Raw genomic sequence first — 14,364 nt, forward strand, 5'->3', positions numbered from 1 at the left:
GCTAGGTGATAATAAAGTTGTTTAAAAAATAACAATCGTTGTATTCAACAATAGGGCGCTTTTCTTTATGTATTGGGCCAGATGGTTGAGTAAGTTAATTTCAAAATAAATTGATGATTTATTTAAGGGAAAGTGAATAAAGGTACTTAAACTAAAGGAGCAGGCTAGTACTATAAAGTCTGTCCCGTTTCAGTTCCCTGGCCTAAAACTAGGTAGGTAATCATCTATGTGAACCAAAATGAATATCTATTATTAAAACTAAATTAACTAGGGAGTGATATTCATGGGATACTTTGTTACTGTAGAGTCAGGTGTGAATTTGTATGTAGAAGATATTAATCCGGGGGGAAATAAGACCATCGTATTTTTACATGGCTGGCCGTTAAGCCATAAACAGTTTGAATATCAGTTTAATGTTCTTCCTGCTATGGGCTATCGCTGTATTGGTATAGACTGGAGGGGCTTTGGCAATTCGGATAAGCCAATGAGCGGCTATACTTTTAACAGACTTGCAGATGATATCCGCACAGTAGTTGGTACCATTCAAATAAACAATTTTACTCTTGCGGGTCACTCTACCGGTGGGGCCATCGCAATTCGCTATATGTCTCGGCACAATGGCTTTGGGGTTTCAAAGGTTGTTCTTATTGATGCGGCGGCTCCAATTGGATTTACCACAGAAACGGCTAACAACTATCTTAAAGAAACCTTAAATGACCGGCCTAAAATGATGCAGGACGTAACAGATGGCTTTTTCTTTCAGTATATAACTAAACCATTTTCGGACTGGTTTTTACAAATGGGTTTACAAGCAGCAAGTTGGTCAACAGCTGCTATTATAAATACATTAAGAGATGAGAAGCTACATGCGGATCTTCCAAAAATCAATGTTCCTACTTTAATCATTCACGGCATTCATGACAAAGTTATTCCATTTGCACAAGCTCAGGAATTGAATGGGAAAATAAGGGATTCGCAACTTGTACCGTTTCAATATAGTGGTCATGGCCCTTTTTGGGAAGAACGTGACCAGTTTAACCAACTATTAACACAATTTATTTAGTTAATAGTTTGACCTGAATTTAAATAAACAGAGGAAGATAGCGTAATAATCGAACATACCTTACGGACAGTAAAATATTTAATTTGATACATTATTGAATAAAACTTAGATTTTTAAACAGCTTTATTGTTATATTTTTAGTGTAGTGAAGCATCTTAAATTAATATAATTTTATTGTTATTTTACGTAATAAAGATATGTATAGGTGTATATGAAATATTACTAAATATATTTAACTAATGAATGCAATGTCTTTTTCAGTTATTATGTTGTAAATAATTTTATGATAAAATCTTTTACATAATTAAATAAAGGGGTAGTATTCTATGGGTTATTTCTCAAATAGTTTATTAGTTTTGTTCGTTCTTATCGTATGTAGCTGTATGATTTTTGGTTAATAATAAAATGATAGATTTATAAAAAAGAAGGTAATTCTCAATGGTGAGATACCTTCTTTTTCTTATATTTATTATTTAGATTTAGTAAAAGGTGATGATTGAAATGTATATATATTCACCATTGTGGGATGAAAATTGTAAAATGTTGTTATCTTTCGGTATCCCATCAAAATAAGCACTGTAGTACATCTGTGACCTGAAAGTAAGATGTTACATTTATTATTATAGTTTTTATAATAGTGCTATATTTCATGGTTAAAATCATAATAAAAAGAAATCAGTGGTGTTCTACTGATTTCTTTTTATGTTTAATGAGAATTATTTATTCCGTTCCAATAAAAAGAAACGATTTCTTTTGCTAAATCATCTATATCTGAAGTAATAGCATTATGATTCTCATCCTTAAAATTCCCAATTGACAATAAAGCTACGAAAGCATGTGCAGCAAATTTAGGATTGCCTTTAGGGATTTCTCCAAGATGCATCGTGCAATCCAGTGCTTTTTCCAATACTTCATACATGTCATCTTCGGCATTTTTTAATTCTTTCAATTGCTCTTCAGATAAAGAGTGTTTTGCATCTTTCATAAAGTTCTTCATATCAATGTCCATCGTTGCGTGTAAGTATACTTTAGCGAGGTCTAACAATCTTTCTTCCAAAGTTTTATTCGCGGAAAGTATTTGATCCATATTCTCTCGTATACGTATCATCATTTGAATCATAGTAGCGGTAAATAAATCAGCTTTTGTTGAATAGTAATAGTAGACCGTTGCTTTTGTAACACCGCATTCTTTCGCGACCTCATCCATGGAAACGACTTGATAATTTTGAGTAAGAAATAATCGAGTTGCAACTTCTAAAATCATTTCTTTTGTAGATTTTGTATTTTTATTTTGACGAGGCCTTCCGAGAGGACGTTGTTTTTGTTCCAAATACATTCGCTCCTGACATTTATTATTGAGATAATTATAACATAATTTTTAATCATTCTTGATTAATTAACTGACCAGTATATATAATTAATATTGGAGGAAAAAAGGAAGGTGGGTTTTTTATGAAAAAGCACCCGTTACATATGTTAGGGAGGCTTGTAGCAGGGAAGCATACACAATGGATAACTGTATCGGTATGGATTCTAATTACATTAGTACTTTCATTTACGTTGCCACAAGTAAATAGTACGAAAGAACCCAATCCGAAAAATTTACCTGAGACCGCTATGTCGCAGCAAGCTGAAGCACTTATAAAAAAAGAGTTTCCTAATAATGCAGGAAATCCGTTGCTAGTAATATGGTATAGAGATGGTGGATTGCAGTCAAAGGATTATAAACTAATACAGGACGTTTATAAAGAGTTAAAAGGTAGTCCTTTAAAAGAACAATCAACGTTACCACCATTTGATACAATTCCTGAGCAAGTATTGTCAAAAAGTGCATCAAAAGATGGTACATCATTTGTTACACCGGTATTCTTTAATAAATCAGCTGGTACGGATATATTAAAAGGAAATCTTGAAGATGTAAGAAAACTAGTGAATAGTAAGGTGGATGTAGATCCATTTAAACAAAAAATAACTGACTCTGGTTTACATGTTCGATTATCTGGACCTGTAGGTATTCAAACGGACGCGGTAAGTTTATTTAGTCAAGCTGATGTGAAATTATTAGTTGCTACTGTACTTCTTGTATTGGTTTTATTAATTTTACTTTATCGTTCACCAATTTTAGCAATTTTACCTTTACTTGTTGTTGGCTTTGCATACGGTATTATTAGTCCTACACTTGGTTTTTTAGCCGATCAAGGATGGATTAAAGTAGATGCCCAAGCGATATCAATCATGACAGTATTATTGTTTGGTGCTGGAACAGACTATTGTCTATTTTTAATTTCGAGATATAGAGAATACTTGCTAGAAGAAGAAAGTAAATATAAGGCGCTGCAACTTGCGATTAAAGCATCTGGCGGGGCAATTATAATGAGTGCATTAACTGTCGTACTTGGATTAGGAACATTATTACTTGCTCATTATGGTGCCTTTCATCGATTTGCAGTACCATTTAGTGTTGCTGTATTCATAATGGGAATTGCTGCTTTAACAATTCTTCCTGCATTTTTATTAATTTTCGGCAGAGTTGCATTCTTCCCGTTTATACCGAGAACAACTGCGATGAATGAGGAGTTTGCAAGAAAGAAAAAGAAAGTAGCAAAATTAAAAAAATCAAAAGGCTATTTTAGTAAAAAACTTGGAGATATTGTAGCACGAAGACCGTGGACAATTATTATGCTAACTGTATTTGTATTAGGCGGATTAGCTTCATTCGTACCACGTATTCAATACACATATGACCTTTTAGAATCGTTTCCGAAGGATATGCCTTCACGTGAAGGGTTTACGTTAATTAGTGATCATTTTTCAACTGGGGAACTAGCGCCAGTAAAAGTTGTTGTTAATACGAATGGAAAAGAGCTTCCTATTAAGCAAGAGATAGAGAAATTTTCTTTTGTAAATACAGTGAAAGAGCCAAAAGAGGGAAAAGAAAATAATCAAATAAAAATGTATGAAGTTTCTTTAGCTGAAAATCCATACTCAATTGAAGCGTTAGATCAAATTCCTAAATTGAAAAGTAGTGTAGAAAAGGTATTAAAAGATGCGGGGATTAATAATGCTGAAGATCAAGTATGGATTGGCGGAGAAACAGCGTCACTATATGACACAAAGCAAATTACGGAACGTGATGAAGCTGTTATTATTCCAGTAATGATTAGTATTATAGCTTTATTGTTACTAGTTTACTTACGATCTATTGTAGCGATGATTTATTTAATAGTAACGGTTGTTTTATCATTCTTCTCAGCGTTAGGAGCAGGATGGATATTACTTCACTTTGGTATGGGAGCTCCAGCGATACAAGGAGCGATACCGTTATACGCATTCGTATTTTTAGTTGCTTTAGGTGAAGATTATAATATCTTTATGGTTTCAGAAATATGGAAAAATAGAAAGAAACAAAGTCATGTAGAAGCAGTAAAAAACGGTGTTATGCAAACAGGTGGTGTTATTACATCAGCAGGTTTAATTTTAGCAGGAACTTTTGCTGTGTTAGGTACGTTACCAATTCAAGTTTTAGTACAATTTGGTATTGTAACAGCAATTGGAGTATTACTTGATACGTTTATTGTTAGACCATTACTTGTACCGGCAATTACAGTTGTTTTAGGTCGCTTTGCTTTTTGGCCAGGGAGACTTTCTAAAAAAAGAGAAGAAGTACAAAAAATGAATATATAATATAGAAGAGCCAAGGATATTTTCTTTGGCTTTTTTCTAAATGTAGATGAAGTTAGTTATTTTTTTGAAGTAAGATCATCAGTTACAGCGTGGTCAGCATCTTCAATAGTGGTTTCTGGCATTCCGTATAATCCGTTCATTGCTTGTTCTTCCACATTAAGATTTGCAGTATTATTATTTTGAATAGATATAGTGTTTTCGAAATCATTTTCTTTTTGATTTAGATTTTTGTCATTCATGTATGTATCCTCCAAACGTGATTTAATTTATTAATAGTATGTGGATGGATTTCCAGAAATATGTGAAAGAATTTTAGCGGATGTTATATAATTAAATAAAAAACTTGGGATTAAATTTAAACTGTAAGGAGTGAACAGTTATGGTGAAAACAAGAAAATTAGCCTTCTAAAATAAAAATAAAATTTTAGGAGGCTACTAAAATGAAGTTTCATGCAATTGATAGAGAAAACTGGAATAGAGAGCAGTATTTTGAACATTATTTAAAGTTGAAATGTACGTTTAGTATGACAATGAATGTTGATATTACGATGGTGTTAGAAGAAATACGTCAAAAGGGAATAAAATTTTATCCGACTTTTATTTATTTAATTTCTAGAGTAATAAATAAACATAAAGAATTTCGAATATGCTTTAATGAGGATGGAGTTTTAGGGTATTGGGAGGAAATGATACCTAGTTATACAATCTTTCATAAAGATGATAAATCTTTTTCAAGTATTTGGACGGATTATGCTAGAGATTTCCGTATATTCTATAAAAACTATGAAGAGGATATGAGATACTATTCCAATATTCATGGCCTCTTCACGAAAGAAAATATTCCGCCGAATGTTTTTCCAATCTCTAGCATACCTTGGGCTAGTTTTACTGGATTTAATCTTAATATTAATGATGATGGTGATTTTCTATTACCAATTATAACTTTTGGGAAATATTTCAATGATGGAAACAAGGTGATGCTACCTGTTTCATTGCAAGTACACCATGCGGTTTGTGATGGATATCATGCGAGTCAATTTATAGAGGGTATACAGGAGCTAGCTAATACTTGTAACGAGTGGCTTAAGTAATATCTATTTTTTAGTGAGAATAGGTTGCGTTATTTATATAAAATTGAAAATGCATAAGCGTTAGAATAAAAAGAAGAGAACATGTTTATTTTACATGATCTCTTTTTTTATACATTAATACTAAGTTATAGTGGAAAATATAGGTGGATTCGTAGTTTAATAGTAAAGAGAATGATTAATTTCAATTTTTTTTATTTTATAATTATTGTGGAGTTCAAGTGGTTTTTGATAGGGGGCGAAGTAGAATGAAGTTCGTAAGTATTGAAAAAGATGAAATCCTAATTAATAATATGGCAAAATTATATTGTAAAGTATTTAATAAAACAAATTTCACTGAAATGATCGAGCGAATCAAAAGACATATAGAATATACAGATTTTAAAGGTATAGTAGTAATAAATGATGAAAATGAAGTAGTTGGTTTTACTTATGGCTATTGCTCGTTGGAGGGACAGCACTATAATCAATTAATGAGAGAAGCGTTAAATCTGGAGCAAGTAGATCAATGGTTACAAGATTGTTTTGAATTTGTAGAGTTAGCAGTTCACCCGCAATATCGAAATGAAGGTCTTGGAACGAAATTACATAATGAATTATTAGAAGGGATTTCAAATGGAACGAGTGTTTTGACAACACAAATAGACAATGAAAAGGCGCGTTCCTTATATGAGAGATTAGATTGGGTGAATGTACTGGAGCCATTTCATCCAAGTAAAAATGATGTTCCTTATGTAATAATGGGAAAAGTATTAAAAACAAAAGTAAATGAATAACTTTTTTGTTCACATAAGTTATTGGTTTGTAATGATAAAGGGGAAAACGAAATGACGATAATATCTATAGAAAAAGCTACAATTTTAGATGCTGAAAAGTTAACAGAAATAATGGCTAGAACATTTGATGCAGAAGCAAAGCGATGGCTATGCAGCCAAGCTGACGTAATTGATTATAACATACAACCACCAGGGTATTCTTCAATTGAAATGATGAAATATTCGATTGAAGAACTGGATTCTTTCAAAGTGATAATGGATGAAGAAATTATCGGAGGAATTATAGTAACGATTTCTGGTAAGTCGTACGGAAGAATTGATCGTATTTTTGTAGATCCTGTTTATCAAGGAAAAGGAATTGGATCTCAGGTTATTAAATTAATAGAAGAAAAATTTCCAAACATAAGCATTTGGGATCTCGAAACATCTAGTAGACAGGTTAATAATCACCACTTTTATAAAAAGATGGGCTACCAAACAATTTTTGAATCGGAAGATGAGTATTGTTACGTGAAAAGAATAAAGATAGCTTCACACGTAGAGAACGTAGTTAAAAGTGAAGATATGAAAAATAGTCAATACGAAAACTGTAATTTAGCAAATACAGAGTATTATCAAGTGAATTTAAAAAATAGTTCAATCGTTGGTAGTAATGTAATGAATATGAATATGAGTAATTGTAATGTAAGTCAATCAAAGTTTAGAAATATTAATTTTAGAGCGTCCTCATATGCAGATTTAAATCTTTCTGGTAGTAAATTTAATTTAGTGACATTAGGTGGAGTCCAATTTAAAAATACAAACCTTGGAGATGAGAAGAAACCTATTTTATTCGATACATGTGATTTGGAAGGTAGCAAAATAAGGAATAGTAATCTTAAAAATATTGAAATAGAAAATTGTGATATAACTGGTATGAAAATAAACGGTATTCCAATAGAAAATCTACTGGAGTTGTATAATCGAGTAAATAATTAAACAGATAAGGAGAAGGATAGTTAGTTGGAATTTAAATGTTATATTAAAATAATTGTGTAAAAATAACATAAAGAAATACGATTCAGAAGGGATTTAATGTAGGGGGTTAGAATAAAGTATTGTTGTTTATATGGAGGGGAGAATAATGGCGATCAAAGTAAGAGCAGTAGAAATTCAAGATGCTAGAGCAATTCATCGTATATGTATACAGGATGACGTTTTACCTTATATGGTTTTCTTACCTAGTATGCGAGTAGACGCTATGGAAAATAGAATTCGGAATTTAGCACCAAATCAATTTGAATTTGTTGCAGAGTATGATGGAGAAGTTGTAGGTTTTGTTGGTTTAACACAAAGTCCAGGACGAAGATCTCATTCGGGTGATTTATTTATTGGGGTAGATAGTGAATACCATAATAAAGGAATTGGCAAAGCACTTCTTACAAAAATGCTTGATTTGGCTGATAATTGGCTAATGTTAGAGAGAGTAGAACTGGGTGTTTTAGAAACGAATCCTAAAGCAAAATCTCTATATGAAAAATTCGGATTTGTAGAAGAGGGGATAAAGATAGGGAATTTAAAGGCTCACGGAAATTTTATAAATGAAATTATGATGAGTCGCTTTAGGCCAGATGGTTTACTTGTACATAATGAATAGTTAAAAGCATGACAAGACAATGTCATGCTTTTTTATTAAGTTTCGGTTGTAATAAAAATAATGCTAATCCTATGAAAATAATTGAAATACCTGGTTCTTATTGTAAAGAAATTGTTTCATTTAAAATAAAGTAAGTTAGAATACAAGTTCCAATTGTTTCGCCTAAAATACTCATTGAAATTACAGTAGCACTCATCCATTTTAATAACCAATTGAATATTGTTTGACCTAAAATATTTGCAATGAAAGCTAATCCTATAAAGGACAACCAAGTAATCTGTAGAGCTTGCTACAGAAGTATACCGTAATGATTCAAACCATAATACATAATGTGCAGCTAAAAATAGTCCAGATATGAAACCGAATCCCCACTGTTTTTTCGTTAATATTTTTAACTTGATTCGATTGTTTTTATTACATATTAAAAATGGTATTAGAATGATTGCTGCAAGCAATAAGCAGTAAAAAGCAACGATTGACGCAGAAGCATCTGCCAATTTTACAAAAATAGCTGATGATTAAAATTTCTCTTTATTTTTTCAAATATGTAAGATTTTACATTCATATTTTACTTTTACTAATTATGTAAGTAGGCTATACTAAAATACATACATTTTATTATTGGAGAGAAGTAAAACGACATGGAATTAGCGAAATTAGAAAAAGTAATTGAAATAAAAAAAGAAGAACTTTTATATTTAGTATCGGATTATGGAATTCAACATGAAAAAGTATTGGCATTAAGTCAAGAAATAGACAAATTGATCAATTACTTTATGTTTTTAAAATAGAGAGAACTATGACGTGATTTGAAAAATGTTATAGTTCTTTTTTATGTATTCATTTAAAATAATGGTTATTTACTGATTAAATTTATATAAATGTATTCGTATATAGTGTCAATTTTTTTACAGAATGATCAAGTTGCTAGTCGAACATAAGGACTTTTGGGTATAATAATAAAGGAATTATTAATTGTATCGGTTAGGAGCGCAGCAAATATGAAAACAGTTGTTGTTATCGGTGGAGGTATAACGGGACTTTCTACTATGTTTTACTTAGAAAAATTAAAGCGGGATTTTAATATAGATTTAAATTTAATCCTTGTAGAGAAAGAAGAGTATTTAGGTGGTAAAATCCATAGTGTAGAAGAAAAGGATTTTATTATGGAATCAGGAGCAGATTCTATCGTTGCTCGTAATGAACATGTTATGCCACTTGTAAAAGATTTGAATTTAGATGAAGAAATGGTATATAACGAAACGGGTATTTCTTACATATATTCTGATAACATTTTACATCCAATTCCTTCTGACACTATTTTTGGGATCCCAATGAGTGTCGAGTCGTTGTTTAGCAGTACACTTGTTTCAACGAAAGGGAAGATTGTTGCTTTAAAAGATTTCATAACGAAAAATAAAGAGTTTACGAAAGATACATCACTTGCTCTATTTTTAGAAAGTTTTTTAGGAAAAGAGATAGTGGAAAGACAAATTGCACCTGTACTTTCAGGGGTATATTCCGGTAAATTGAATGAGCTTACAATGGCATCTACATTACCGTATTTACTGGATTATAAAAATAAATATGGAAGTATTATTAAAGGTTTTGAAGAGAATAAAAAACAATTTCAATCAGCAGGAAATAAAAAATTTATATCATTTAAAAGTGGGCTATCTACGATTATTAATCGCTTAGAAGAAGTGTTGACTGAGACTGTCGTTAAAAAAGGCGTTGTAACGACGGCTGTAAGTAAACAAGGAGATCAATATGAGATTTCTTTTGCAAATCATGAGACAATTCAAGCAGATTATGCTGTTTTAGCAACTCCGCATGATATTGCACAAACTTTATTACAGTCTAATGAGTTAAACGAGCATTTTAATAAATTTAAAAATTCATCGCTTATTAGTATTTACTTAGGTTTTGATATACTAGATGAACAATTACCAGCAGACGGCACAGGGTTTATCGTAACAGAAAACAGTGATTTACATTGTGATGCTTGTACATGGACAAGCCGAAAGTGGAAACATACATCGGGTAAACGAAAGCTTTTAGTAAGAATGTTTTATAAGAGTACAAATCCAGTATATGAAACGATCAAAAATTATAGTAAAGAAGAATTAGTTCGAGTAGCTTTATATGATATTGAAAAGAGTCTCGGAATTAAAGGTGAACCAGAAGTAGTCGAAGTTACGAACTGGAAAGATTTAATGCCGAAATATCATTTAGAACATAATCAAGCGGTTCAATCATTACAAGAAAAAATGACGGTTCTTTATCCAAATGTATATTTAGCTGGTGCTTCATATTACGGCGTAGGAATTGGTGCTTGTATTGGAAATGGAAAGAATATGGCCAATGAAATAATGGCTACATTAAATGAACAGTCAAAATAATACTGTAGAATACATATGTAAAAACTGTCCCTCCAGCATAATGGAGGGACAGTTTTTTATTTATTTCACTTGAATTGAAACTTTTTTATTTTTTATATTATTTTCTTTTATTGTTAATGTTATTGTTCCAGACTCTTTAAATGAATATGGTGAGAGATGATAAATCTCTTTTATACTATGTTTTTCTTTTAGTTTATTTGTTGATATTGATACTATATTTGGCTTCCATACTTCTTGTTTGCCTGAAGGATAATCTATGAATATTTCTGGATTTTTAAACTGTAGTGTTTCCCAAGAGGCGAAATACAGTTTAACTTCTGCATCTTTTTTTGGTAATTTCCCTGAGAAATAACCGAACTCGCCAACATTACCGAAAACAGTGTAGTTTTGATTTTGTAATTTAATATCTAAATAACTAGTTTGATATGTTGTTGCATGGTAGATTCCGTATGAAAGAGAAAGTGTGGCAGCGATTAACATGCCGATTGAAAATGTCTTAAAGCTATTTTCTTTAAAACTAGTCATCATGAATGAGTTTGGTGTGAATTTTTTTGCGAATAAAAAAATAAGCAAAATGAGTAAGAGTGCTGAGCCGATGAAAATATACATATTGCACCTCCACAATAGAAATGTGTATTTTCTATATTTTAACATTAATGTATGAATTAGGATTTCATTTCAGAAGAGAAAAGTGAGTGTGGAATCGAAATCATAAAAAATCTTATTATGAGCGTAGTGATGGAAATGAAAAAATACAATTACTTTTAAAAAGTGAAGGTAAAATCAGGATAACAGGAGGGAATGTGATTGTTACATACTTATTGAACCAACACAAAAATCATTTGACGATTGGGTGCTAGTTGCATATAAATAGAAAAAAGAAAGAGATAATCCAAATGATATAATCATCTCTTTCTTTTTTCTAATTTCCAAGAACCAACTATTAATAAGCTGCCAATAATAAAACAATTGACAATATTGGTTGTTAATAAAACGATGGACATCGGAGATTGGTTTTGAATTGCTTCTCCAGTAATGGTTAAGAATATTTCATTTACTGGTATATGGTGAATAGAACTAAACGCTAGTATGAAAGAAATTAATAAAATTTGATTTGTGATACTTCCTAATTTAGACCATCGATTACGGAGCAATAAACTAGAATCCTTATTAGAATATGTAATGTCGTATGCGAAGCGATTTAATTTTCTTGCTTGTAAAGATGAGCAAAAACCAATTAGTAAACCACCGAATGGTAATGTCCATGAAAATATCATACATAGCATACCTAACAATGCCCCTATGTTCGTTATTGTTATCGGATGATAAGAACTATTGTGTTTTAATAGTTTGGGTCCTAAAAATAAGGATAAAATAATTCCAATTCCATACGGCAAATAAACGCCATAAATCATGAAGTTGCTATTTTTCTGAGACAATGCAAAAAAAGTTCCGTACAGTAAGTAAAAATTAACGATCATTCCTTGTGTGAATCCGAAGTAGTAAATGAATTTTGGGAATTGAAAGCTAAATTTTATTTTTGTAATGTATACAGTTAGTAGTGCTATAACAATAATTATCGTAATGATTAATAGTACAAGCAACAACTGTAAATTTATTTCACGAGTCGCTTTCATTAAGAAAAGAAGTGCGGTAAAAACAATAAATAATAAAAAAGACGGTCTTGAAAAATAAAATGAGTTGTTTACTGTAACTTCATATTTTGGCATTTTTCTTAATGATATGTAACATATGAAAAGAGCAATCCCGTAAATTAAAAAAGCTAAACTCGGAAGATTAGAATTAGCCGTAAATAAAATAAGTGGAACGATCGATATAACTGTTAATAGTGCAAAAAGATACTGTTTCATTTTCATTTTACTACCAAACAAATATTTTTCATGATATTGGGTTGTTGTGTAAAGTGGCAATAAAACACTTGATGCAATTCCCATAAAAAGAGCCGAGAGCTCAATCCAAATACTTGAAAAATTTGCTAACGCACCGCATAAAGTTCCGATAATTGCTAGTACAAGAAAGTGTAATAATTGATCACGTGTATTTCGTTTTGTTTTAAATGAATGAATAAGAAATGCGCCTGTATATTTAAAGGTGTAGAAGATAATGAGAGGAAACCAACCGTTTAAAATTGTATTGTAAGAATTTCCAATAATGATAAAAAGAAAATAAGGTAAAAAAATAATAGTGTTCATGAGGGCGTATGGAAAATAATTATATTTTGTCATAATAACAACCTCTTTACAATTCTTAATAATTTGAAATTCAATTTATAACAATTATAGCATGATGCTTGAGTAGTAATCAAAAAGCAAGAAGGTATACGAATCGTTTGTATAGAATAAAAGAGAATAAGCGTCGCTAGAAATGTTTGATTTATGGAACATTGAGGACTTTCCTAATTATAAATACTTTTTCTGCTATAATAAATGAGTAGAGAGAAAGGAGTGATCCTATGGTTATGGCATTTCCTATATTAGAAACAGAACGCTTACGTTTAGTTGAAATAGAACAATCTTATTGTCAAAAAATATATGAAATCTTTTCATTGGATGAAGTAACATGTTATTACGGCATGAATTCTTTTACGGAGTTTGGACAAGCTTCACGTATGATTGAATCTTTTTCAAAAAATTACTTTGAGAAAAAGGCGATACGATGGGGGATTGTGTTAAAAGAAACAAATACTTTAATTGGGACTATTGGGCTAAATAATTTACAACTATGGAGTAAACGATCTGAGATTGGTTATGATTTACATCCTCGTTATTGGGGGAGTGGTTATGCTTCAGAAGCAGCTCGAGAAATTATTCATTATGGGTTTCAAGATTTAGGTTTGTTTAGAATTGGAGCAATTACATATCCTGAAAATGTTACTTCTTGTAAAATGTTATCTAAAATAGGCTTTCAAAAGGAAGGTCTGTTACGCGGCTATATTCATCAAGGAAATAAGCAACATGATGCATTATTATATTCTATAGTGCGAACAGATGTAGAGGATATAAATTTATAATAAAAAACCCCTCTTATTAAAAGAGGGGTTAAGAAAAATTAACCTAACTTAGGTAATAAACGTTCTCCGCTTTTCATGCTACTTTTACATAAAGGGCATTTAGGCTCTTCTTCAAATGAAAAGTTCTTTCTCATCCATCCTAAACAATCCTCTGATTCACATTCCCAAACAGGGGTTTGTTCTGGTGGTACTTCTGCTACATCGTTCTTTCGATTGCGATACATGTAACCACTCCTTTTATGTAAAAAAATTTTAGTTATATATTAAAAAGGTTGTTAACCGAGCTGGTAACAACCTTTTTATTGTTTGAATTATAGCTTTACAACGTTTTTAGCTTGAGGTCCACGGTTACCGTCTTCAACTTCGAAGCTAACTTCTTGACCTTCGTCAAGAGACTTGAAGCCGTCGCCAGTGATAGCTGAGAAGTGAACGAATACGTCGTTACCGTCTGCAACTTCGATGAAACCGAAACCTTTTTCGCTGTTAAACCATTTTACTTTACCTGTTAATGTCATGGTAATGCCTCCTAAAATTTAAAAAGATTACAATATGATCGGCCTTATTTGAATGAAAATAAAAGTTCACATATTATCAAAAACCCATAAGGAGTACAAAATATCCCTGATTGATACTTGATAATATGCAAAGAAAATATAGTGTTAAATTGACCTTAATTACTATCTT

Annotated in this window: 15 protein-coding genes and 1 pseudogene; 9 read left to right on the plus strand and 7 right to left on the minus strand. The window is 31.2% G+C overall.

Annotated elements, in window-relative coordinates; translation table 11 throughout:
* Window positions 1-283 precede the first annotated feature (283 nt).
* Window positions 284-1,063, plus strand: a complete 780-nt coding sequence (locus ACQKNR_RS05515; RefSeq protein ID WP_427315991.1) for an alpha/beta fold hydrolase — start codon at window positions 284-286, stop codon at window positions 1,061-1,063.
* A gap of 706 nt (window positions 1,064-1,769) precedes the next feature.
* On the opposite strand, the gene ACQKNR_RS05520 is transcribed toward ACQKNR_RS05515, so the two are convergent.
* Entirely contained in the window at window positions 1,770-2,393 is a 624-nt protein-coding gene (locus ACQKNR_RS05520) for a TetR/AcrR family transcriptional regulator (RefSeq protein ID WP_427315993.1), read from the minus strand.
* Window positions 2,394-2,515: 122 nt separating this feature from the next.
* Here ACQKNR_RS05520 and ACQKNR_RS05525 point away from each other — a divergent pair, with 122 nt between their 5' ends.
* The gene (locus ACQKNR_RS05525) at window positions 2,516-4,747 is read left to right on the plus strand and encodes an MMPL family transporter (protein ID WP_427315995.1); all 2,232 of its coding nucleotides are present in this window, start codon (window positions 2,516-2,518) and stop codon (window positions 4,745-4,747) included.
* Window positions 4,748-4,803: 56 nt separating this feature from the next.
* Here ACQKNR_RS05525 and ACQKNR_RS05530 read toward each other — a convergent pair whose 3' ends face one another.
* Window positions 4,804-4,986: a DUF4021 domain-containing protein gene (locus tag ACQKNR_RS05530; protein ID WP_427315997.1), complete on the minus strand. Its 183-nt coding sequence runs from the start codon at window positions 4,984-4,986 to the stop codon at window positions 4,804-4,806.
* A gap of 201 nt (window positions 4,987-5,187) precedes the next feature.
* Here ACQKNR_RS05530 and catA point away from each other — a divergent pair, with 201 nt between their 5' ends.
* From catA to ACQKNR_RS05550, 4 genes are all read left to right on the plus strand, one after another.
* Window positions 5,188-5,838 (plus strand): type A chloramphenicol O-acetyltransferase, encoded by a 651-nt coding sequence (catA, locus tag ACQKNR_RS05535; RefSeq protein WP_427315998.1) that lies wholly within the window; start codon window positions 5,188-5,190, stop codon window positions 5,836-5,838.
* A gap of 245 nt (window positions 5,839-6,083) precedes the next feature.
* The gene (locus ACQKNR_RS05540; protein WP_427315999.1) at window positions 6,084-6,611 is read left to right on the plus strand and encodes a GNAT family N-acetyltransferase; all 528 of its coding nucleotides are present in this window, start codon (window positions 6,084-6,086) and stop codon (window positions 6,609-6,611) included.
* Between the two features lie 51 nt (window positions 6,612-6,662).
* Window positions 6,663-7,589, plus strand: a complete 927-nt coding sequence (locus ACQKNR_RS05545) for a GNAT family N-acetyltransferase (RefSeq protein ID WP_427316001.1) — start codon at window positions 6,663-6,665, stop codon at window positions 7,587-7,589.
* A gap of 130 nt (window positions 7,590-7,719) precedes the next feature.
* Window positions 7,720-8,247: a GNAT family N-acetyltransferase gene (locus ACQKNR_RS05550; protein ID WP_427316003.1), complete on the plus strand. Its 528-nt coding sequence runs from the start codon at window positions 7,720-7,722 to the stop codon at window positions 8,245-8,247.
* A 22-nt stretch (window positions 8,248-8,269) separates the two neighbouring features.
* On the opposite strand, the pseudogene ACQKNR_RS05555 reads toward ACQKNR_RS05550, so the two are convergent.
* Window positions 8,270-8,765 (minus strand): annotated as a pseudogene (locus ACQKNR_RS05555) (EamA family transporter); the annotation flags it as partial.
* 123 nt (window positions 8,766-8,888) lie between these two features.
* On the opposite strand from ACQKNR_RS05555, the gene ACQKNR_RS05560 reads away from it, so the two are divergent.
* The gene (locus tag ACQKNR_RS05560) at window positions 8,889-9,038 is read left to right on the plus strand and encodes a Spo0E family sporulation regulatory protein-aspartic acid phosphatase (protein WP_193412262.1); all 150 of its coding nucleotides are present in this window, start codon (window positions 8,889-8,891) and stop codon (window positions 9,036-9,038) included.
* A 210-nt stretch (window positions 9,039-9,248) separates the two neighbouring features.
* The gene (locus tag ACQKNR_RS05565; RefSeq protein ID WP_427316006.1) at window positions 9,249-10,649 is read left to right on the plus strand and encodes a protoporphyrinogen oxidase; all 1,401 of its coding nucleotides are present in this window, start codon (window positions 9,249-9,251) and stop codon (window positions 10,647-10,649) included.
* A 60-nt stretch (window positions 10,650-10,709) separates the two neighbouring features.
* Here the strand turns inward: ACQKNR_RS05565 and ACQKNR_RS05570 are convergent, their stop codons facing one another.
* Both ACQKNR_RS05570 and ACQKNR_RS05575 read right to left on the minus strand, forming a co-directional pair.
* The gene (locus ACQKNR_RS05570) at window positions 10,710-11,258 is read right to left on the minus strand and encodes a hypothetical protein (protein WP_427316007.1); all 549 of its coding nucleotides are present in this window, start codon (window positions 11,256-11,258) and stop codon (window positions 10,710-10,712) included.
* A 296-nt stretch (window positions 11,259-11,554) separates the two neighbouring features.
* Window positions 11,555-12,895, minus strand: coding sequence for a hypothetical protein (locus tag ACQKNR_RS05575; RefSeq protein WP_427316009.1), 1,341 nt, complete (start codon window positions 12,893-12,895; stop codon window positions 11,555-11,557).
* Window positions 12,896-13,128: 233 nt separating this feature from the next.
* Between ACQKNR_RS05575 and ACQKNR_RS05580 the strand changes: the two genes are divergently transcribed.
* Window positions 13,129-13,680 (plus strand): GNAT family N-acetyltransferase, encoded by a 552-nt coding sequence (locus ACQKNR_RS05580; RefSeq protein WP_427316987.1) that lies wholly within the window; start codon window positions 13,129-13,131, stop codon window positions 13,678-13,680.
* Window positions 13,681-13,718: 38 nt separating this feature from the next.
* Here the strand turns inward: ACQKNR_RS05580 and ACQKNR_RS05585 are convergent, their stop codons facing one another.
* Window positions 13,719-13,904, minus strand: coding sequence for a cold-shock protein (locus tag ACQKNR_RS05585; protein WP_000286203.1), 186 nt, complete (start codon window positions 13,902-13,904; stop codon window positions 13,719-13,721).
* Between the two features lie 87 nt (window positions 13,905-13,991).
* Entirely contained in the window at window positions 13,992-14,195 is a 204-nt protein-coding gene (gene cspD, locus ACQKNR_RS05590) for a cold-shock protein CspD (protein ID WP_000176365.1), read from the minus strand.
* Window positions 14,196-14,364: the final 169 nt, after the last annotated feature.

Source organism: Bacillus sp. NPDC094077 (assembly GCF_050279465.1).
In the GTDB taxonomy this organism is placed as follows: domain Bacteria; phylum Bacillota; class Bacilli; order Bacillales; family Bacillaceae_G; genus Bacillus_A.

What these genes read in the sequence shown, in the direction of transcription:
- ACQKNR_RS05515 (WP_427315991.1), top strand. Translation starts at nt 284, where the DNA reads ATGGGATACTTTGTTACTGTAGAGTCAGGTGTGAATTTGTATGTAGAA.
- ACQKNR_RS05525 (WP_427315995.1), top strand. Translation starts at nt 2,516, where the DNA reads ATGAAAAAGCACCCGTTACATATGTTAGGGAGGCTTGTAGCAGGGAAG.
- ACQKNR_RS05530 (WP_427315997.1), bottom strand. Translation starts at nt 4,986, where the DNA reads ATGAATGACAAAAATCTAAATCAAAAAGAAAATGATTTCGAAAACACT.
- catA (WP_427315998.1), top strand. Translation starts at nt 5,188, where the DNA reads ATGAAGTTTCATGCAATTGATAGAGAAAACTGGAATAGAGAGCAGTAT.
- ACQKNR_RS05540 (WP_427315999.1), top strand. Translation starts at nt 6,084, where the DNA reads ATGAAGTTCGTAAGTATTGAAAAAGATGAAATCCTAATTAATAATATG.
- ACQKNR_RS05545 (WP_427316001.1), top strand. Translation starts at nt 6,663, where the DNA reads ATGACGATAATATCTATAGAAAAAGCTACAATTTTAGATGCTGAAAAG.
- ACQKNR_RS05550 (WP_427316003.1), top strand. Translation starts at nt 7,720, where the DNA reads ATGGAGGGGAGAATAATGGCGATCAAAGTAAGAGCAGTAGAAATTCAA.
- ACQKNR_RS05560 (WP_193412262.1), top strand. Translation starts at nt 8,889, where the DNA reads ATGGAATTAGCGAAATTAGAAAAAGTAATTGAAATAAAAAAAGAAGAA.
- ACQKNR_RS05565 (WP_427316006.1), top strand. Translation starts at nt 9,249, where the DNA reads ATGAAAACAGTTGTTGTTATCGGTGGAGGTATAACGGGACTTTCTACT.
- ACQKNR_RS05570 (WP_427316007.1), bottom strand. Translation starts at nt 11,258, where the DNA reads ATGTATATTTTCATCGGCTCAGCACTCTTACTCATTTTGCTTATTTTT.
- ACQKNR_RS05575 (WP_427316009.1), bottom strand. Translation starts at nt 12,895, where the DNA reads ATGACAAAATATAATTATTTTCCATACGCCCTCATGAACACTATTATT.
- ACQKNR_RS05580 (WP_427316987.1), top strand. Translation starts at nt 13,129, where the DNA reads ATGGCATTTCCTATATTAGAAACAGAACGCTTACGTTTAGTTGAAATA.
- ACQKNR_RS05585 (WP_000286203.1), bottom strand. Translation starts at nt 13,904, where the DNA reads ATGTATCGCAATCGAAAGAACGATGTAGCAGAAGTACCACCAGAACAA.
- cspD (WP_000176365.1), bottom strand. Translation starts at nt 14,195, where the DNA reads ATGACATTAACAGGTAAAGTAAAATGGTTTAACAGCGAAAAAGGTTTC.